Here is a 20,556-nt window from a genome sequence, read left to right as displayed (position 1 = left end):
TTTTTTTATCTGAAATAAAATAACTCTGAAATTTCGCATTTCCACATTTTCAAATTCCTAAATCAATTTTTATCCTCCAAAAGCGGTACAAACCTGAAATTTCCAAATTCCTTTTTATCAAATTCAGTATCAGACTTCCGCGTGAACATGGTCATTATTTGTACATCCCTGCCTATGGGAATTACCATCCTGCCCCCTACTTTTAACTGGCCAAGCAGCTTTTTTGGTAAATGAGGCGCACCGGCGGTAACTATAATCTTATCAAAAGGAGCATATTCCGGCCAGCCTTTATACCCGTCACCAAAACTCAGCTGCTTTGGGCGGTAACCAATTTTAGATAAAAATTTACTGGTTTTGCGGTATAATTCCCGCTGCCGCTCTATACTGTAAACCCTTGCCCCAAGTTCACATAATACAGCGGTTTGATAACCGCTTCCGGTTCCTATTTCCAGCACGGTATCCTCCTTGGAAATTTCTAAAAGTTCGGTTTGAAAAGCAACGGTATAAGGCTGAGAAATTGTCTGGTCTGCAGCTATGGGAAATGCCTTATCCTGGTAGGCATGATCTTCAAAACTACTATCCATAAACAGGTGGCGAGGAATGCTGTTAATGGCATCCAGTACCTTTTCATTGGTGACCCCTTTCTTTCTAATGGTATTTACCAGCTGCTGCCGCTTTCCTTTATGTCTAAAGTTGTCCCTAAGCACTGTTTCAATATTTTAAAATGTAAAATTAGGTAAATATTAGCTTTAACAACAAACAAAAACCCCGGGGATTATAACAGAATCTTCTAAAGTATTTATGCTGAAAATAGTATTTTTGTGCTAAATCCTGAAAATTATGCTAAAAGTAGGCGTACTGGGTGCCGGACACCTGGGAAAAATACATCTTAAACTACTTAATCAATCCAAAAAATATGAATTAGTCGGATTTTATGATCCCCATAAAGAAAATGCTGAAAATGTATCGAAAGAATTTGGTTATAAAGCTTTTGCAGGATTGCAGGACCTCATACAGGAAGTGGATGTTGTAGACGTGGTTACTCCTACCCTTTCTCATTTTGAGGTTGCCAAAAAAGTAATTTCTGCGGGAAAACATCTTTTTATTGAAAAACCTATTACCAATACCTTTGCAGAAGCACAGGAGTTAATCTCCCTTGCTGAAAAATTTAAGGTGAAAGGCCAGGTGGGGCATGTAGAGCGGTTTAATCCTGCTTTCCAGTCGGTGGTTTCACGTATAGAAAACCCGATGTTTATTGAAGCGCATCGCCTGGCAGAATTCAATCCGCGGGGAACAGATGTTCCTGTGGTACTGGATTTAATGATCCATGATATTGATGCTATTTTGAGTGTGGTTAAGGCTGAAGTAAAAAGTATAAACGCGAGCGGAGTTTCTGTGATTAGCGATACGCCAGACATTGCCAATGCAAGAATTGAGTTTGAAAATGGTTGCGTGGCTAATCTTACGGCCAGCCGTATTTCGCTTAAAAATATGAGAAAATCGAGGTTCTTTCAACGGGACGCGTATATCTCAGTAGATTTTCTGGAGAAGAAATGCGAAGTGGTGAAAATGAAAGATGCTCCTGAAAATCCCGATGACTTTGCCATGATCCTCCAGAATGCGGAAGGGGTGAAAAAGCAGATCTATTTTGACAATCCCGATGTTGCCCCTAACAACGCCATCCTGGAAGAACTGGAAACTTTTGCTGATGCCATAAATAATGATACTGAGCCTATGGTGACCTTAAAACAGGGAGCACGGGCACTTAAAATAGCCAACCAGATCATTGCAGGTTTTTAATGGTTAAAAGTTTAAGAGAGTGAAGAATGGGAAGTGAAGAGTGGAGAGTGGAGAGTGGGAAGTTGAAAAAGTAGAAAAACAAAAAACTCACTACTGACAGCTTAGAGCTTAGAGCTTAGAGCTTAGAGCTTAAAATTAATAAAATTCAGAATTTAAAATAATTGAAATGAAGAATATTGCAGTAATAGGTGCAGGAACTATGGGAAACGGAATTGCCCATACTTTTGCACAATTTGGATACAAAGTCCAGCTTATAGATGTTTCTAAAGAAAATCTTCAGAAGGGAATAGATACTATTTCTAAAAACCTGGACCGCATGGTTTCCAAAGAAAAGATCACTGAAGCGCAAAAGGAAGAAACCCTTAAAAATATCACTCAGCAAATCGATATTCCTTCCGGGGTTAAAGATGTGGATCTCGTGGTGGAAGCCGCGACCGAAAATGAAGAGCTGAAACTAAAAATATTTAAGCAACTGGACAGCAATTGTTCTAAAAACACCATTCTTGCTTCCAATACTTCTTCAATTTCCATCACGCAAATCGCAGCTGTGGTTTCCAATCCTGAAAGGGTTATAGGGATGCATTTTATGAATCCTGTGCCGCTCATGAAACTGGTAGAGATCATCCGCGGGTATAATACCAGCGATAAAGTGACCAAAACCATCATGGAACTTTCTGAAAAGCTGAACAAAGTCCCTGTAGAAGTCAACGACTATCCGGGCTTTGTGGCCAATCGCATATTGATGCCTATGATTAATGAAGCCATAGAAACACTCTACAATGGTGTGGCAGGGGTTTATGAAATCGATACCGTGATGAAACTTGGAATGGCCCATCCCATGGGGCCGCTTCAACTGGCAGATTTTATTGGCCTTGACGTTTGCCATTCTATTTTAGAAGTTATGCACGACGGCTTTAAAAATCCAAAATATGCGCCCTGTCCCCTCCTGGTTAAAATGGTAAGGGCAGGAAAATTCGGTGTAAAATCTGGCGAAGGCTTTTATGACTATTCCGAAAGTAAGAAAGCAGAAAAAGTTTCTTTACAATTTGAATCTTAAATAACTCCTGGCGTTTGGTAAAAATCATTCCATTTAAGGCGGTAAGGCCGAAAAGAGCAATGGCAGGCCTGGTAGCTTCCCGCCCTTATGAAGAGTATAATGAAGCTGAACTAAGGGCAAGGCTGGATTATAATCCATATTCATTTTTGCATATTTTAAACCCCGGCTACAAATTTCAGCATAAAATTACGGGGACAGACAGGTTTCAGCTGGTAAAAAACCGCTACCTGGAATTTAAGGAAGAAGATACTTTTATTCAGGATGAAAAACCTTCCTTCTATATCTACAAAATGGAAACCCGGGATCTTTCCTGCTGCGGAATTATTGCTGCCGCAAGTGCTGCCGATTATAAGAAAGGGGTAATTAAAAAGCATGAAGATACTATAGAAAGCCGGGAAGTTTTATTTAAGGATTACCTGAAAACGGTAGGTTTTAATACGGAACCCGTTTTACTTACTTATAAAGATGATGAAGCGCTTCAGGCGTTGCTGAATGAAATAATGGAAGAAATTCCGGAATATGAATTTGCTACCCGGCAAAGGGAAATGCATTATCTCTGGAAAGTAGATGATGATGTAAAAATTGCTGCTATTGCTGACTTCTTCAGTAAAATGGAAAAAATTTATATTGCCGATGGCCATCACCGCTGCGCTTCTTCTTACCTGCTTTCCGAAGAAAACGCGAAAAACAACAACGGGCATACCGGGAGAGAATCCTATAATAACTTTATGAGTTATTTTATTTCTGAAAGCAATTTGAAAATATATGAATTCAGCCGACTCGTAAAAGACCTCAACGGCCATTCCAAAGAAGAATTTCTGATGCTGCTCGATGAACATTTCAGAATAGAAAACAGGGGGCTTCAGGTATTTAAACCTGTGGAAAAACATCATTTCAGCATGTATTTGGATGGTGAATTTTACGCACTCTACCTCAGGAAGACCAATTATAACTTTACCAATATTTTAAGCAGCCTGGATCCCTGCATTTTATTTGAAAAAGTGCTAAGGCCAATTTTGGGAATTAAAGACCTGCGTAATGATGAACGCATTGCTTATATCCCGGGTAAGAAAGACATCCTGGAAATGAAGGGAAAGGTAGATTCCGGAGAATTTACCGTAGGTTTTGGAATGATGCCTTTAAACATTTCAGAAATAAAAAAAGTGGCAGATGAAGGTTTAACCATGCCCCCTAAAAGCACTTATATCGAACCCAAATTGCGGAGCGGTTTAACCATTTATGAGTTCTGAAGATTTTAAATTGAAGTTCATAATTTTAAAAAGTTGTAGATTTAACTATGGATATTGCAGCAAATATTAAAAAAATTAAAGAAGAATTACCTGAAGATGTCAAGCTGGTAGCCATCTCCAAAACCAAGCCCAACGAAGATTTAATGACGGCCTATAGTGCCGGCCAGCGGATTTTTGGTGAGAACAAGATCCAGGAAATGACCGATAAACAGGAAGAGCTTCCAAAAGATATCGAATGGCACATGGTGGGCCATGTGCAGCGAAATAAGGTAAAATATATGGCGCCTTATATTGGCCTGATTCATGCTGTGGATAGTTTAAAATTATTAAAAGAAATCAATAAGCAGGCGAAAAAGGTGGACCGGAAAATAAATTGCCTGCTCCAGATAAAAATAGCCGAAGAAGAGTCGAAATTTGGTATTTCCCGGCAGGAAGCTGAAGAAATTCTTACTTCTGATGCTTACGCCAAAATGAAGAATACTGAGATAATAGGATTAATGGGCATGGCTACTTTTACCGATGATGAAAATCAGGTAAAAAAAGAATTTTTGAAATTAAAAAGTATTTTTAACGACTTTAAAGAAGACTATCCTTCTTTTAAAGAGCTTTCTATGGGAATGAGCGGGGATTATAAAATAGCCCTGGAATGTGGCACGACTATGGTTAGAATAGGAAGTAGTATTTTTGGAGAACGGAATTATAATTAAAAGGAAGTAAATTTTTTGTACGCAATTTTAGACATAGAAACCACAGGTGGAAAGTATAATGAGGAAGGAGTAACCGAAATTGCCATTTATAAATTTGACGGGCACAAGGTTGTAGATCAATTTATAAGCCTTGTAAACCCAGAGCAGCCCATCCAGCCTTTTGTGGTTAATCTTACCGGAATTAATAATGATATGCTTAGGCATGCGCCAAAATTTTACGAAGTCGCTAAACGAATTGTAGAAATTACCACAGATTGCATCCTGGTAGCCCACAATGCCAAATTTGATTATCGCATTTTAAGAACAGAATTCCGCCGGCTGGGTTTTGAATATGAGCGTAAATCTTTGTGTACCGTAGAACTTTCAAAAAAACTTATTCCGGGTCTTCCCTCCTACAGTCTGGGAAAACTGGTAAGATCACTGGGCATTCCGCTTAGCGACCGGCATCGTGCTAGCGGGGATGCTCAGGCTACCGTAAAGCTTTTTAAAATGCTCATGGCCAAAGATGTGGAAAAAGATATTGTAAAAAACCATGTGAGGCTTGAGCCAAAGAAAAACCTGGATACAAAACTAGTGTATCTTCTTGAAGAACTGCCCACCTGTACCGGTGTTTATTATCTTCATGATGAAAAAGGAGAAATTATCTACATTGGAAAAAGTAAAAATATCCGGAAAAGAGTTACCAGGCATTTCACCAATGAGCATCACAAAGCCAGGGAAATGCAAAAAGAAGTGGCTTCGGTTTCCTATGAATCCTGCGGAAATGAGCTGATTGCACTTTTAAAGGAGAACCAGGAAATAAAGCAGAATAAACCCAGATATAATCATGCTCAAAAAGGGAATATCTTTAGCCATGCATTGTATCACCATACCGATGAAAACGGTTATATCAATTTAAAAATTGGCCGCGCCAACGGCCGTTCTAATATCACCACTTTTACCAATTTGCGCCAGGCCAGGACCTTGCTTAACAATTGGGTGGAAGAGCACCAGCTTTGTGAACGCCTTTCCGGCCTTGAAAAGGGAACCGGCAGCTGCTTTAAACATTCTATTAAAGATTGCTGGGGCGCCTGTGCCGAAGAAGAAAGCGCAGAGGAATACAACCAAAGGGTAAAGGAACTTATTAATAAACATTCCTATGAAAGCCAGAACATGATGGTGATAGACCGAGGAAGAGAAGTAGATGAAAAAAGCGTGCTGCTTATTGAAGATGGGGAATTTAAAGGGATGGGTTACTTTAATCTTAACCACCAGATCAATAATCCTGATATTGTGAAGTCTATAATTACCCCAATGAAAAATGACCGGGACACTCAGCATATTATCCAAAATTACCTTCGGAAAAATAAAAAACTTAAAATTGTAGCGTTTGCGCCGGCAGATTAGCTTCCTCTTTCTCTAAAAACCGGCACTGGTTCAGGGAATTTCTTTAAATTTGAAAGATTCCTAATCAGCATAACTTGAAAAATCGCACCACCAAACACAACTGGAAGTCCAAACTTCATGAAGTGATTTATGAGGCCGATACCCCGGCAGGAAAACTTTTTGATATTGCCTTACTAATAATTATTCTTATTAGCGTGGTGCTGGTAATGATGGAAAGTGTCACAGAGCTTTATGTTCAGTATGCCACAGCGTTTTACTGGGCAGAATGGGTGATTACTATAATTTTTACCGCAGAATACATTTTACGCATTATTAGTATAAGAAGGCCAAAAGCCTATATTTTTAGTTTCTACGGAATAGTGGATTTCCTGTCTACCCTGCCTAGTTACCTCAGCTTTTTTGTTGGTGGTGCCAATTTGCTATTTGCCATAAGGGCCTTAAGGTTGTTACGTGTTTTCAGGGTACTAAAGATCAGCCGCTATGTGGGAGAATCCAACCGGCTTATGGAAGCGCTAAAAAACAGCCGGGCGAAAATCCTGGTTTTCTTATTTGCTGTGGTAATAATATGTGTAATTACCGGTACCTTAATGCATTTAATTGAAGGAGAAGCCGGTGGTTTTAACAATATCCCTCTTAGTATTTACTGGTGTATTGTTACCCTCACTACGGTTGGATTTGGCGATATTGCACCCGTCACCCCTCTTGGCCGTTTTATAGCTTCAATTTTAATGATTACCGGCTATGGAATTATTGCCGTTCCCACAGGAATCGTTACATCAGAATACAGCAAAACCGGTGAACCACACAAACATACCAACACCCAGCATTGCCCCGTTTGCAATGAACAAAACCACCTGAATGAAGCCGAATTTTGCCATAACTGCGGAAACCGTCTCAATGCCCACTAATTTTCTTATCAATATTGTTGGTCCCACTGCCATTGGTAAAACCGCTTTGGCCATTAAATTGGCCCAGTATTTTAATACTGAAATTATTTCAGCAGATTCCCGGCAGTTTTTTAAAGAAATGAGAATTGGCACCGCTGTTCCCGATGCCGAAGAACTGGCCGCTGCACCTCATCATTTTATTCAGCACATTTCAATAGAAGAAGATTATTCGGTTGGCGATTTTGAAAAAGATGCCATGGCAAAAATTGAAGAACTCTTTCTTCGGAAGAATATAGCGATAATGGTTGGCGGGAGTGGATTATATACCAGGAGCATAACTGAAGGTTTAGACGATTTTCCTGAAGTTGATCCTGAAATCAGGGAAAATCTAAATACATTTTTGGAAAAAGAAGGTATTCAGGTGCTTCAGCAAGAACTTAAAGATTTGGATCCTGATTATTATAAGAAAGTAGATTTAGAAAATCCGCACCGGCTAATAAGAGCTTTGGAAATTTGCCTTGGCACCGGCGAGACTTACTCTTCCTTTCTTAATCAGGCAAAAACAAAAAGGAATTTCCATACTATTTCTATAGGCCTAACCGCGGAAAGGGCAATAATTTATGAACGAATCAACCTGAGAGTAGAAAAAATGATGCAGGCAGGCCTTATGGAAGAAGCGCGGCAACTTTACCCGAAGCGGCATTTAAACGCGCTTAAAACCGTGGGTTACAAAGAATTGTTTCAATATTTTGAAGAAAAAATCAGCATAGAAGAAGCCGTGGCCGAAATTCAAAAAAACACCCGCCGATTTGCAAAGCGGCAGCTCACCTGGTTTAGAAAAGACAACTCCATCCAATGGTTTGATATTGCGGAGCCTCTGGAGCAAATTATAGTTTATGCTGAAAAGGAAATTAAAGAAAAAGTTGATTCGAAATAAATTTTATGGTAGAATTGAATTCTATTCGTAAATTATCCTACGGATTTCTATTTCTTCCTGGTCATCTGTGTTCGTAAATATTTGAAGAACATACACCGCCGTTTCTAATTCTCCAAGATCCATATCATATTCCTGTCCCGGCAGCTCCTCTTCAAATTGTCTTTCCAGCAGGTACCTGCCCCGCATATCAAAGACCAGAATTTTTTCTATAATTACGTTTGAAGGCGCAAGAACTTTAAACCGCCCGCTGTTAGGGTTTGGATAAACCCTTATAAAGTCCCATTCCTGCGGCTGGCAAAGACCTGGGGCCGCTTCTACAAAAACCGCTACTCTTGCTGCAGTGGTATTTCCGTTTTCATCAGTCACCTCAAGATCAATAAAATTTTGCCCTACATCTTTACAGGTAAAATCCTTCGGCCCAAATTCATATGTGAGTTCTTCTGAACAATTATCTGTGGCAACAACTGTGTTTCTTAATAGTTCTTCGGTTAAAACAGCCTGGCCATTTTCATCTAACTGAAGCGGCACAGGATTGGCCACGATCTGTGGGCCTAAATTGTCTGCCACTGTGACCGAAAATTCACAAAAGGTTTCCTGGCCATTTTCAGTATAATAAAACCTTTGCCTGCTCACTCCATTATCGGCACAGGTGTAAAGGCTGCGGCTAAGAGAAAGTTCGCCCTGCGGATTCCCTGTATAAACATCGTTAATATCAAGTACAGCTTCCCCGTTCTGGTCCAGCTCCAGGGTAACGCCGTTCACGCAGCTCACTTCTCCCCCACCTGTATTAGCTTCAGTTACCGTAACCACGGCCTGGCAGCTGTCGGTATTGCCGGCAGCATCAATCACGGTGAGGGTAACAATATTTTCACCAATATCTGCCGTGGTAAAAGCGGTTTTATCTATGCTCATATTGATAATTTCACAATTATCAGAAGAATTGAAATTAAGCTCTTCCGCAGAAAGGTTTGCAGTACCACCAGACAGGCTGAGTTCATAAGCATCTACACATTCTGCTACCGGGGCGATATTGTCCCGCAGGATCACTTCCACACTACAGCTGCCGTTTAAAGCCCCGGAATAGGTGAGTTCAATAAAATTATCATTATCGAAATCTGAACAATCGAAATTTAAATTATTTGCCGCCACCTCTACATTATCGCTTTTAGAAGCATATAAATCTGAAAGGGCGGCACTCGCGGTCCCGTTTTCATCAAGGTTCAACGTGATGATTTCCTGACAATCTATAAAAGCACTGGTGCCACTGCCAATCACGTTTATCGTTACGGTAGCTTCGGCAGATTCCCCTCCGCCATCAGTCACGTAGTAAGTAAAACTATCTGTCCCGGAAAAACCGGTGTTGGGAGTGTATGTAAAAGAACCGTCCGGCTGTAAATTTAAAGTACCATTGCTCACTTCAGAAACCTGAATAACCGTAAGATTGTCGCCATCGGGATCTGAATCATTTTGCAGAAGGCCTTCTTCGGCAGAAACCTGAAGCTGGGTATCCTGCGGCGTGGAATAATTGTCATTTCGCGCTACCGGCGGATCATATTTTACCTCGATATGCACAACGGCCAGGTTAGAATTGCCTTCTCCATCACTGGCAAAATAGCTGAAAGTGTCCGGGCCGGTATAATCCTGCTGTGGCACGTAAGTAAAAGAACCATCGGCATTCAGGCTTACTGTACCAAAAGCAGGGCCGTTTTGAAGCGTGGCGCTAAGGTTGTCCCCGTCGGCATCATTATCATTTTCCAGCACCCCGGGAGCGGCAACCATTAAAGTTTGATTATGAAAAGTTTCATAATAATCATCACTGGCCACAGGAAGATTGTTCCCGTTACCATTCTGCTCTTCTTCCAGGTAAACATATATATAACAATTACTAATATTTCCAAAGGTATCTTCAGCAGTAATGGTTACTGTAGTATCTTCATTTATTTCCACCCCCGGCAGCGGATCCTGAACAACACTTGTAATTCCGCAGTTATCGGTTACTTCCACCTGCTCGGAATAATCTGGCAGGATAAAACCTTCAGAAGGGGTATAGGGGACATTTTGTAAGGGCAAACAACTAAAAACCGGGCCATCATAATCTACCAGGATGACCTCTATTTCGCAGGTCCTGGTTTGCCCGTTGTAGGTTGCAGTAATAGTAACATGAGTATCTTCGGTTAGCAGTTGGCCTGTGGGAACGGACTGTGATATCACGGCTACTTCAGGAAAGTAGGTATATTCATCTGCCAGGTCCGGCAGGCGAAATTCGCAGTTTTCATCAGGCTGCACCCTTATTTCGCCATTGCAAAGCAAATCAAAACTATCCATAGCGGTAAAGTCGAGGATAAATGTACAGCTGCCGGTATTGCCCGAAGCATCTGTGGCGCTTAAAGTAACCGGATAATTTTCCACTTCATAAAGAACAGTTCCTGGTTCAGGAATTTGGGAGTATTCCAGCTCCCCTAAACAATTGTCACTTGCCGGGTAATTGAAAGAAAAATCGGGCACCTCATATCCTTCGGTAATTTCGAAACCTCCTGTTATAGAGTCCGGACATTCAAAAACGGGTTCTAAATTATCTTTTACGAGGGCGGTTACGGTACAGGTAGTTTCAGTGCCAGCGTTCGTTGTAATTGTCAATTCCAGGACAGTCTCCCCCAGATCGTCACAGGTTAACAGGTTTCGGTTTAAAGACAGGCTTACATTATCTTCTGCAGGATTTCCGTTGTAAAACAGAGCGGGATCTGGCACGGCCTGCCCATTATTATCCAGCTGAACACTATTATCCCGGCAAGCACCTGGATTTTCCTCTTCTTCCTCTAAAGTTAGCTGAAAACTACAATTTCCAGTATTTCCCGAAGCGTCGGTAACGGTAAAAGAAATTTGCTGGCTGGCATAAATAATTTCTCCCACAGCCGGAGATTGGGTGATTTGAAGGCTTTCTTCCGAAGTACAATTATCGGAAACCAACAGTTCTTCATAATAATCTGGAACCATAAAACCTTCTTCTGGATCAAAATTTTCGGCCTTTGGATTAGGACAGGTAATTTGTGGAGCGGAAGTATCGGATAAATTTAGCTGAAAAGTGCAGGAATAATTTTCACCATCTAAAGTTCCATTGATGGTAACGGTTGTTCCCGTTGAAATAAAAGCTCCGGCTTCCGGAGATTGGGTGAACTCGGCCTGCGGAAATTCCTGCCTTAAGGAAACGGTATAATCCGGCACTTCAAACTCACAATTTTCGTCTAAAGAGCCATTTTGATCCCCGGTGCATTCAAAAGTGAAAGGATTTTCCTCTTCTATAAAAACCGAAAACCTACAGGTATACGAGTTTCCGGCAGCATCGGTTGCGGTTATAGTCACTTCAGTATTCTCCTGTATAAGCACTCCCGGTTCTGGTGATTGCTCTACGCTGGCAATTGCACAATTGTCTGAAACTTCAGACTGCGGTATATAATTGGGAATTATAAATCCTTCTGCAGAATTATAATTAACGGTTTGGTTGCCGGGGCAAATAACATACGGCACACCTGTATCGCGGCGGGTGAGGGTAAATGTACAGCTAACGGACTCTCCATCTAAGTTAGCTGTAAGACTAATAATTTGTAACTCTCCATTTATAACTGTGCCCGGTCCCGGTGATTGACTAATGGTGGCCCCGCTAAGATTAACAGTGGCCAGGTTTGTATAATCTTCCAGTACGTACTGGCAATTTTCATCTGGATTGAAATCCTGGTCCGCAGGACAGGTTATCTCCAGTTCTTCCTCTTCTTCCTCTAAAGTCAGCTGAAAACCACAATTCCCAGTATTTCCCGAAGCGTCGGTAACCGTAAAAGAAATTTCCTGACTTTCATAAACCACTGTTCCGGCGGCGGGAGTTTGGGTAATTTGCAGGTTTTCTTCAGGAGTGCAATTATCAGAAACAATTAATTCTCCAACGTAATCTGGAATTGTAAAGCCCGTTTCAGGATCGAAAATTGCCGTTTTTGGATCTGGACAGGTGATTTGAGGAACCACATCTTCAGTAACAATAACATTAAAGCTACATTCAGTCATATTTCCTGCGGCATCTGTAGCCGTATAAGTAACCACATGTTCACCTACGGAAAAACGATCTTGAAAACCTAAATCACTTATGAGTTCAATGTTTACATCTCCCGAATTGTCTGTAGCCTCAGGCATAGGAAAAGGTGCTGCCACATCACATTTCCCTCTAGCTGCGGTTACGGTAATATTATTCTGTGGGCAGTTGGTGAATTGTGGCGGATCCATATCTGCATTTTCAATAACATTCACGATAAAGCTGCAGGTGGTAGTATTTCCATTAGCATCTGTTGCAGTATAAGTAACAGTAGTTTTACCCACGGGAAAAACTTCTCCAGGAGCAAATCCTGCAGTAAGCCCAAAATTACTGATTTCGCAATTATCGGTAGCCGAAGGAGCTGTATAATTTACCGTAGTTCCTGTTTCTCCATATTCCACGCTATATTCCAAATCTGAAGGACAATCGGAAATAAGAGGATCTTCATTATCTCTTACCGTAACAGTAAAACTACAGGTATCTGTCCCCGCCTGGTTGCTTACTTCAAATATAACGATAGTTGGCCCTACAGGAAATTCTTCCCCCGAAGCAGGTCCTTCTATCTGCACAGGTTCAATGTTATCTTCCCCGGCCCTGGCAGTTGGAGGATTAAAAGTAACAATTGCACCACATTGCCCTTCATCTACAAGAACATTTGGCTGATCTGGAGGGCAAAATATAAACTCAGGGGCTTCTTGTTCTTCTTCTTCAATAATTACCTGAAATATACAGGCTTCCGACTCATTTCCTGCATCATCCCTGGCAATAATTGAAACTTCTGTGGTTTCGGTTATTGAAGTTCCTTCTACCGGAGCCTGGACAAACTCCAAATTATCGTCACAATTATCTGTAAATACTGGTAAATTTGTATAATCTGGTAATTCAAAGCTTCCATTTGTAAGGCTTCCCTCCCGATCTTCAATACAGGAAACCAGTACCGGAGCATCTGTATCATATCCGGGGGAACGTTGATAGGCTTCTAAATCAAAATCTATGGTAATATCAGGAATTCTTTGGCCAAAGATTGTTCTGATACGTCCATCAAAAATTGCATTATTTACGTATAAACTTCCGCAATCTGAGATAGCAAGATCTACGGGAAAATCTATTTGAGAAGAAATGGTTGATCGATAGGTATTATTAGGATTATAAACATCTATGTTAAATTCATTGTCTGCAATCCCCTCTTTAATAATTTCAAAAACATCGTAGAATTCATCAACATCATTAGTGGCTTCTAAAACCCTGGCTAAATCAAGATCTCTACCAAAATCTGCAATAAAAATATTATCAAAATCATCAACAATTATACTTCCCGGTGATCCTATTGGGCCTCCACTTATTTCGTCGATTTGAGTAGGATTATAATTTTCATCAAATTGTAAAACCTTTACACTGGCATTATTATTTTGCCCTAATTCAGCCATATAAAGATAGCCTTTGCTATTTACGGCCAACCTGTAAGGGAAATTCAGTAATGTCCCCTGAACCTTATCAAATTCTTTTATCAGGTTATTTTTATAATTTCCTGAAGCATCTTTTCTATAAATTTTAATAAAGCTGGGATTGGATGGAGGCGTTGAATTTCCAATATAATGATCTGCTACATATAGATTATCTTCTTTATCAAAAGCGAGTCCCATTGGACCTCTAAATTTATTTGCACCCGTTCCATAGCTTCCATCCCCCAGGTCTTCATTAGGCAAATAAATTCCTTCCGGAGAATAAACCCTTATAAATCTTCTGTTACTCTCATTAGTTGCCACGAAGAATTTCCCTTCACTATTAATGGCGAAGTCCATTGGATTGCTTAACCTATTGCTCTGATTTGGAATAAAATTGGTTAATTGATTATTATTCCCTATTTTCTTTATTCCGTTTCCATAAGTTAAAACAAAACGCTCGCCTTCCGGATTAACTTCTACAGAAATAATTAATCTATTTATTTTAGCTTCAGGATTAAAGGCATCATTTATAGTGATGCCAAAGCGATCTAAATTTATGGAATTAGAAGCATTATAAGTATAATTAGGATTTTGCCCCACAACATTCTGAAAAGCAAAAAATAGGATGAGTACTGGTAAAAAAACACCGTACCGGAGTTTTCCGGAAGCTCGGCTAGAAGAAGGTAAGAAGCTAAACATTTGGGACTTAGGATTATACTTCAAGCCGCAAATATAAGTATAGTTTAGGGAAGTGACAGGGGTGATCTGTTAACTTTTCTTCCTGTAAAAGATTTATAAGGAAGGCTTTTAATTTATTTTATCCTGAGGTAACAGGATACAATCCCCATTCTAAAAGGATCTTATAAAGTAGTTTAGAAAAACCTCCATTTCAGAAATACGCACTCCTGAAATGGAAGTTTCACTAAGAAACTGAAAATTTTAAATTAGTCTTCGTCTTTTTCTTCATTTCGCACCACAAGTCGGAACCCTTCCCCGTGGATATTTAAAATTTCAACGTTTTCATCTACTTTCAGGTATTTACGAAGCTTGGCTATGTAAACATCCATACTTCTTGAGGTAAAATAGTTATCGTCCCTCCAGATTTTTGTTAATGCCAGTTCCCTTGGCATTAAATCATTTTCATGTAAGGCAAGTAAGCGCAACAGCTCGTTTTCTTTTGGAGATAATTTTTGTGGTTCACCTCCATCATAGGTTAAAAACCTCAATTTTGAATTTAGATGGAACTTGCCAATCTCGAATTCAAATTGCTTACTGTCTGCAACACTATCTGTGGCCTTGCGTTGCATGATGGCTTTTATCTTCATTAACAGCACTTCACTGTCAAAAGGCTTGTTTAGATAATCGTCTGCCCCAACTTTGTATCCCTTCAAAACATCTTCCTTCATAGCTTTTGCGGTGAGGAAAATAATTGGGATTTCTTCATTCTTATCCCGAATTTCCTTAGCCAGGGTAAACCCATCCTTATAAGGCATCATTACATCAAGAATACAAAGGTCGAAATCATCTTTTTTGAATTTTTCAAATCCTTCCATCCCGTTTTTGGCATGAGTAACCTCATAGTCGTTCATTGCCAGGTAATCTTTTAATACCGTTCCAAAGTTTGGATCGTCTTCAACTAATAAAATTTTCTTGTCTTCAGTTTCCATATATTAAGATATTAGAGGTAATTTAATTATAAATGTGCTTCCTTTTCCTTTTTCGCTTTCCACGTAAATTTCACCATGATGATCTTCAATTATTTGATGGGCATAGGCAAGGCCAAGTCCATGCCCCTTCACATTATGAATGTTACCTGTGTGTTCGCGATAAAATTTTTCAAATATTCTTTTTTGGACAGTTTTACTCATTCCCGCTCCCTGGTCCCGAATTTTCAGGATGATCTTGTCCTTTACATTTTCAGTATAAATATCAATTTTTGGCTCGTTTGGAGAATATTTAACCGCGTTATCAAGAATATTAACAATAACATTGGTGAAATGGTCTTCATTGGCCAAAATAGAGGATTTTAGTGCAGCAAAATGAGTTTGCACATAGCCACCGCGGTCTTCAACAATTAATTCTACATGGGTAACCGCATCTTCAATAAGATCATGTAACTGAAGCCTTTCCTTTTTAAGGTCCAGTTCGTTTTTTTCCAGTTTTGAAATTCGCAGTACATTTTCCACCTGGGCGTGCATCCGTTTATTTTCATCTTTTATCATTCTAAGATAACGGGATACTTTCTCCTGGTCATTAATTATTTTAGGATTCTTTATGGCATCCAGGGCAAGATTAATAGTGGCAATAGGAGTTTTAAACTCATGCGTCATATTATTGATAAAATCGGTCTTTATCTGTGAGATCTGCCGCTGCTTAATAAGTTGTGATAAGGCACTGGAATAAGCAATTACAATAATAAGCGTAAAAATTATAGATAGGGAAGCCATAACTATTACAGAAGATAAAACAACTTCTTTTTTTCCCATAAAATTTACCAGAAGCCTGTAGTTACTCTTCCCATTATCATCTACAAACAGCGGCACCCCGTAAGTACCCGGATGATCTAACGAAAAATTATCTGAGTGCAGGTTGGTAGCAATAGAGTTGCTAAAAACTGCATATTCAAAATCAGATTTTATATCCCGCTTCTCCAGTTCTTCAGTAATTAATTTCTCTATAGTTTCCTCACTTACCCTGGTATGAATGGGCAGCTTATTGGTTACATCTGCAATTAAACGGCGCAGTGACTGTTTTTCCACATCTTTCATCCTTACCATCCGCTCTATCTGCTGTTCTGCGGTTAGTGCTTCATTATCCAGGGTTTTCTTTACAATATTGGTTACCCGCTTATTAATAAGTTTTGTGAACAGGATGCTGTCTTCACCGGAACCTAAAAACCCTGAAGAGATTTTGTAATCCTCTTCCAAAATTGCCTCGGCCTGGAATTGTGACTCATTTTTGAGATTTTCCCTTCCAGAACTAAAATATTCGGTTAAGGTTATTCCATTAAGGGAACTATTGCTTTTGTCTATAGAATCAAATCGAAACCAGTAACTCTCCAGTTCACGGTTCTGTATCTCATCGGCAACATTAAGAAGTACCTGCTTTGCATTGTAAGAAAATTGTTCTTCCCTGTCGTCTATCGTACTTTTTATCCAATAGCCCTGAACGAAAATAATGCCGATAAGGGAGAGGCTCATTAGCACAACGAGAAGAAAAAATAACTTCTTATTCATGACCCCAAAAGTAAGATTTTAACATTTAGAGCTCTGAGGGTTTAACCAAATGTTAACAGACTTTTCCTTAATTTTTGCCTGACTTTAAGATAATTTCATGAAGATTCCTGACATCCCGTTGTGTTTGCTCCCGCTGAAGATTTTCAATTTCAAAATCTGCTAATTCTCTCTTTTTTTCATCATCCCACTGATGCTTCATCCGGGCTTCAATTTCTTCCAGAGAACTTTGGTCACGCTCCTTCAGTCTTTTTATTTTTTCTTTATAAGGAGCCGTTACCAGAATGGTAACATCGCATTTTTTATATCCCCCTTTTTCAAATAGGATAGCTGCTTCATAAATAACATAGGGAGCATGTTGCCGATTTTTCCAATCCTCAAAATCTTTTGCAACAGCAGGATGGATAATGTTATTGAGTAGATTTAGTTGTTCAGGATCCTTAAAAACACGGGAAGCAATATACTTCCTGTTAGGAAGCTGCCCTTGATAAGCTTCCTGTCCAAAAACACCAATTATCGCACTCCTTATTTTCTCTGAAGAATTCATCAACAACTTCGCGGCATCGTCTGCAATATAAACGGGAATGCCAAGATTTCTGAAAAAATTAGCCACAGTGGTTTTTCCGCTCCCAATCCCGCCGGTGAGTCCTACTACTATCATTTTTTAATTACAAACTGGATTTTGCGTTCACTTAACCTAATATTGTTCACAAAATCGGGTTTTTCCACTAATTGCGCTAAAAAATAATCCTCTCCTTCATTCACATTCTTAAAATCACAAACCACTTTAAAGCTGGAAGGCTTTACCCGGTCATAATCTTCAAGATTTACCTGATAATACACGAGTATCTTTTTCGGAAAATAAGCAAGGTTTAAAGATTCGGGGACATTTCTTACCTCTACAGGAATCTGCACACTGCCTTCTGTAAATTTTTCTACTTCCAGGGAATAGCCTACCTCATCCCTGTAAAAGCTTAACATTCCCAGGTGAGTGGTATCCAGTTTTACCTGGCCGGTGATATCGCGGTTAATGTTGTTGCGGTTAATTGGCAGGGTAGGCACACTTTGGAGGGTATCAATAATGCTTTTTGGGCCACTCACGGTAACGGAATCTGGTTCCAGTTGCACACCTTCCCCTGCAGAATAACCTACCGCATAATTCACATTTATATTTGGCACCACCGCAATCCTTCGCTCCTGTTTAGGCTGAAAAGGAATCTGGATTTCACTATCCAGAAATGTGGCATTATCAAAATCTATTCCCAGCTCTTCAGAAATGGCGTTGCGGTTGTTTTCAATTTCATAAACCAGATGGTTGCCGTCAACCTCTGTTTTGGCAAGGTCTATAGTAAGTTTAGGACGGAATATGCGATAGTATAAGATGTAAAACCCCTGCTCGTGCAAACGCATATCCACTTCCTGTGGCTTTTCTGCAGAAAGGCTTTTATCCAGAGGAGCATTGATGTATGTTAAGGGCACCTGCACAATTTGAGTATATTCTTTAGAAAGCTGCACCAGCAACCAGGTTAAAGCCGAGAAGAAAAGAAACACACTAAAGGTCTTCACATTAGCTTTTTTAAAATTCCTCCTCCTTATTTTTAAATTGTTCAGCATCTTTTAAAAGAATAATTGCGGATAAACCTTTTCCGGGTTCCTGTTTAATATTTTTATCTGAAAAAATGATCTTATAAAACCTGTCCCATAACCTGCAAATTGAATTAAAACAGCAAACACAGACAGGAAACCTACTATAATATTCTTACTTCTGGCAGCAGCATCTATACCAATAATTATGAAATATAAGATATAAATAGAAATAAAAATGTACAGCTTTAAAACAGCTAAAATTAATGCCAGTAACAATCCTGTAATAAAAATCGTGGGAAACCAGTACGTTATTTTTGCTGAAGCGGGATGCCACATATTTAAAATTGGCCGCACCAAACCAAATTTACTTACCTGCTCAAGAAATTTACGCCAGCTTATGCGGCGCTTATGGAAAACCCGTGCATGAGGAATGAGGCAGGTTTTAAATCCCTGCTTTATGAGCCTAAGGGACAAATCTGGGTCTTCTCCCGGGTGGATCCTGCCAAAACCACCGGTTGCTTTAAAAGCTTTTTTTGAGATCCCCATATTAAAACTTCTTGGCTGGAATTTATTTACTGAAGATTTTTTACCCCTAATTCCTCCGGTAGTCAAAAACGAGGTCATGCTGTAATCTATTGCTTTCTGCACATTGGTAAAAGAAGAATGCGCGGCATCAGGCCCTCCAAAACAGTCACAAAAATTATTTCTAAGGAAAGCATCTACTTCAATTAAATAATTGGGTGGCAGCAAAACATCAGAATCCAGGATGAGAAAATAATTCCCTTTTGCTTTTCGCATTCCAAAGTTGCGGGAGTTCCCGGGCCCTGAATTCTTCTTATAGTAGTAATTAATCTCAAGCTTTCCTGAAAATTCAGCAATCACATCTTCTGAAGAAAGACTAGAACCGTCTTCTACAATCACAATTTCAAAAGGAGCTTCAAATTCCAGCTGAAGCATACTTTTTAATAGTTCCCTTACTTCCTGCGGACGGTTGTAAACTGGGATAATAAAGGAATAACTAAGGTTCATCTGGTAAATCTAAGAAAAAAGAAGAGGTTGTTTAAAGATTTGGAAATTCCTGTTTTGAAATTTCAATTTTAAACAACCTCTTATAAATGTAAATGCCGAAGCAAAAAATTATTCTTTTTGATCCTTCTCAAAAGCCTCCATTACCTGCTGGCTCACTCCCATATTCGAGAATCCGCCATCGTTGTAAAGGTTTTGGAGCGTTACTTTTTTTGTGAGATCTGAGAAAAGGCTTACCGTATAGTCTGCGCAATCCTGTGCTGTCGCATTGCCAAGCGGCGACATTTTATCGGCATAGGCAATAAATCCGCCAAAACCTTTTACGCCCTGGCCTGCAGTGGTGGGAGTTGGCGATTGTGAAATGGTATTTACGCGCACTTTTTTATCTTTCCCGAAGAAATATCCAAAACTACGCGCGATAGATTCCAGGTATGCCTTATTATCTGCCATATCATTATAATCTGGAAATACTTTCTGTGCGGCGATATAAGAGAGCGCAACAATGCTTCCCCACTCGTTCATTGCGTCCTTTTTATAAAGCGTTTGCATGGTTTTATGAAAAGAAACCGCAGAAACATCCCAGCCTTTGGTAGTAAAATCATAATTCATATCGGTATAATGATTGCCCTTGCGCACATTTACAGACATCCCAATAGAGTGCAGCACAAAATCCAGTTTTCCACCAAGAATTTCCTGCGCTTTTTTCACGAGGTTTTCAAGGTCTTCCACTTTAGTGGCATCGGCAGGAATAATTTCAGAATTTGTCTTTTCGGCAAGTTCTTTTATACTTCCCATTCTCATGGCAATAGGCGCATTGGTAAGCACAAATTCGCCGCCTTCTTCATGAACTCGCTCGGCTGTTTTCCACGCGATGGAATTTTCATCCAAAGCTCCAAATATGATCCCTTTTTTCCCTTTTAGCAGGTTATATGACATGGTTGTTCTATTTTAAGGTTGTTAGCGTGTAAAGATAGTAGTTACTGTTTCAAAGTTCAAAGTTTTTACAAAAGGAATTGGATTCAGTTGAGGTTAGAGGTTAGAGGTTAGAGGTTAGAGGTTAGAGGTTAGAGGTTAGAGGAAATTCGCTTTTCCTGATAATGAGCAAAAAGTAATCTCCCATTCTTTTCCAGTAGTTTTAACTTCAACTATTCACGAAAAAATTT

The 20,556-nt window shown here is 39.7% G+C and carries 15 protein-coding genes; 7 read left to right on the top strand and 8 right to left on the bottom strand.

Annotated elements, in window-relative coordinates:
* Nucleotides 1-62: 62 nt before the first annotated feature.
* Complete coding sequence (locus AB8M93_RS10255) at nt 63-707, bottom strand: protein-L-isoaspartate(D-aspartate) O-methyltransferase (protein WP_373057488.1); 645 nt, start codon at nt 705-707, stop codon at nt 63-65.
* A gap of 133 nt (nt 708-840) precedes the next feature.
* Here AB8M93_RS10255 and AB8M93_RS10250 point away from each other — a divergent pair, with 133 nt between their 5' ends.
* The 7 genes from AB8M93_RS10250 to miaA all read left to right on the top strand — a co-directional run bounded on the left by AB8M93_RS10250 (nt 841) and on the right by miaA (nt 8,024).
* Nucleotides 841-1,800 carry a Gfo/Idh/MocA family protein gene (locus AB8M93_RS10250; protein WP_373057487.1) on the top strand — a complete coding sequence of 320 codons (960 nt, stop codon included), beginning with the start codon at nt 841-843 and terminating at the stop codon, nt 1,798-1,800.
* A gap of 166 nt (nt 1,801-1,966) precedes the next feature.
* The gene (locus tag AB8M93_RS10245) at nt 1,967-2,857 is read left to right on the top strand and encodes a 3-hydroxyacyl-CoA dehydrogenase family protein (protein ID WP_373057486.1); all 891 of its coding nucleotides are present in this window, start codon (nt 1,967-1,969) and stop codon (nt 2,855-2,857) included.
* A gap of 14 nt (nt 2,858-2,871) precedes the next feature.
* Nucleotides 2,872-4,107 carry a DUF1015 domain-containing protein gene (locus AB8M93_RS10240; protein WP_373057485.1) on the top strand — a complete coding sequence of 412 codons (1,236 nt, stop codon included), beginning with the start codon at nt 2,872-2,874 and terminating at the stop codon, nt 4,105-4,107.
* 47 nt (nt 4,108-4,154) lie between these two features.
* On the top strand, nt 4,155-4,814 hold the full coding sequence (locus AB8M93_RS10235) for a YggS family pyridoxal phosphate-dependent enzyme (RefSeq protein ID WP_373057484.1): 660 nt from the start codon (nt 4,155-4,157) through the stop codon (nt 4,812-4,814).
* Between the two features lie 15 nt (nt 4,815-4,829).
* Complete coding sequence (locus AB8M93_RS10230; RefSeq protein WP_373057483.1) at nt 4,830-6,200, top strand: exonuclease domain-containing protein; 1,371 nt, start codon at nt 4,830-4,832, stop codon at nt 6,198-6,200.
* Between the two features lie 74 nt (nt 6,201-6,274).
* Entirely contained in the window at nt 6,275-7,108 is an 834-nt protein-coding gene (locus AB8M93_RS10225; protein WP_373057482.1) for an ion transporter, read from the top strand.
* On the top strand, nt 7,098-8,024 hold the full coding sequence (gene miaA, locus AB8M93_RS10220; protein WP_373057650.1) for a tRNA (adenosine(37)-N6)-dimethylallyltransferase MiaA: 927 nt from the start codon (nt 7,098-7,100) through the stop codon (nt 8,022-8,024). Before AB8M93_RS10225 ends, miaA begins: the two co-directional genes overlap by 11 nt.
* A gap of 21 nt (nt 8,025-8,045) precedes the next feature.
* Here the strand turns inward: miaA and AB8M93_RS10215 are convergent, their stop codons facing one another.
* From AB8M93_RS10215 to AB8M93_RS10185, 7 genes are all read right to left on the bottom strand, one after another.
* Nucleotides 8,046-14,246, bottom strand: a complete 6,201-nt coding sequence (locus AB8M93_RS10215) for an HYR domain-containing protein (RefSeq protein WP_373057481.1) — start codon at nt 14,244-14,246, stop codon at nt 8,046-8,048.
* Nucleotides 14,247-14,491: 245 nt separating this feature from the next.
* The gene (locus AB8M93_RS10210; protein WP_373057480.1) at nt 14,492-15,214 is read right to left on the bottom strand and encodes a response regulator transcription factor; all 723 of its coding nucleotides are present in this window, start codon (nt 15,212-15,214) and stop codon (nt 14,492-14,494) included.
* Between the two features lie 3 nt (nt 15,215-15,217).
* Nucleotides 15,218-16,783, bottom strand: coding sequence for a sensor histidine kinase (locus tag AB8M93_RS10205; protein WP_373057479.1), 1,566 nt, complete (start codon nt 16,781-16,783; stop codon nt 15,218-15,220).
* A gap of 67 nt (nt 16,784-16,850) precedes the next feature.
* Complete coding sequence (gene coaE, locus AB8M93_RS10200) at nt 16,851-17,441, bottom strand: dephospho-CoA kinase (protein WP_373057478.1); 591 nt, start codon at nt 17,439-17,441, stop codon at nt 16,851-16,853.
* Nucleotides 17,438-18,346, bottom strand: coding sequence for a CdaR family protein (locus AB8M93_RS10195; RefSeq protein ID WP_373057477.1), 909 nt, complete (start codon nt 18,344-18,346; stop codon nt 17,438-17,440). Before AB8M93_RS10195 ends, coaE begins: the two co-directional genes overlap by 4 nt.
* A gap of 51 nt (nt 18,347-18,397) precedes the next feature.
* Complete coding sequence (locus AB8M93_RS10190) at nt 18,398-19,396, bottom strand: glycosyltransferase family 2 protein (protein ID WP_373057476.1); 999 nt, start codon at nt 19,394-19,396, stop codon at nt 18,398-18,400.
* 108 nt (nt 19,397-19,504) lie between these two features.
* Nucleotides 19,505-20,329, bottom strand: a complete 825-nt coding sequence (locus AB8M93_RS10185; protein ID WP_373057475.1) for an enoyl-ACP reductase FabI — start codon at nt 20,327-20,329, stop codon at nt 19,505-19,507.
* Nucleotides 20,330-20,556 lie beyond the last annotated feature (227 nt).

Source organism: Autumnicola aciditolerans (assembly GCF_041679265.1).
In the GTDB taxonomy this organism is placed as follows: domain Bacteria; phylum Bacteroidota; class Bacteroidia; order Flavobacteriales; family Flavobacteriaceae; genus Autumnicola.
The sequence above is the reverse complement of the archived record's forward strand: the minus strand, read 5'-3'. Positions and strand labels throughout refer to the sequence as shown.

Bases quoted from the DNA above. Each gene is read 5' to 3' on its own strand.
- AB8M93_RS10250 (WP_373057487.1), top strand. From the start codon at position 841: ATGCTAAAAGTAGGCGTACTGGGTGCCGGACACCTGGGAAAAATACAT.
- AB8M93_RS10245 (WP_373057486.1), top strand. From the start codon at position 1,967: ATGAAGAATATTGCAGTAATAGGTGCAGGAACTATGGGAAACGGAATT.
- AB8M93_RS10235 (WP_373057484.1), top strand. From the start codon at position 4,155: ATGGATATTGCAGCAAATATTAAAAAAATTAAAGAAGAATTACCTGAA.
- miaA (WP_373057650.1), top strand. From the start codon at position 7,098: ATGCCCACTAATTTTCTTATCAATATTGTTGGTCCCACTGCCATTGGT.
- AB8M93_RS10215 (WP_373057481.1), bottom strand. From the start codon at position 14,246: ATGTTTAGCTTCTTACCTTCTTCTAGCCGAGCTTCCGGAAAACTCCGG.
- AB8M93_RS10210 (WP_373057480.1), bottom strand. From the start codon at position 15,214: ATGGAAACTGAAGACAAGAAAATTTTATTAGTTGAAGACGATCCAAAC.
- AB8M93_RS10205 (WP_373057479.1), bottom strand. From the start codon at position 16,783: ATGAATAAGAAGTTATTTTTTCTTCTCGTTGTGCTAATGAGCCTCTCC.
- coaE (WP_373057478.1), bottom strand. From the start codon at position 17,441: ATGATAGTAGTAGGACTCACCGGCGGGATTGGGAGCGGAAAAACCACT.
- AB8M93_RS10190 (WP_373057476.1), bottom strand. From the start codon at position 19,396: ATGAACCTTAGTTATTCCTTTATTATCCCAGTTTACAACCGTCCGCAG.
- AB8M93_RS10185 (WP_373057475.1), bottom strand. From the start codon at position 20,329: ATGTCATATAACCTGCTAAAAGGGAAAAAAGGGATCATATTTGGAGCT.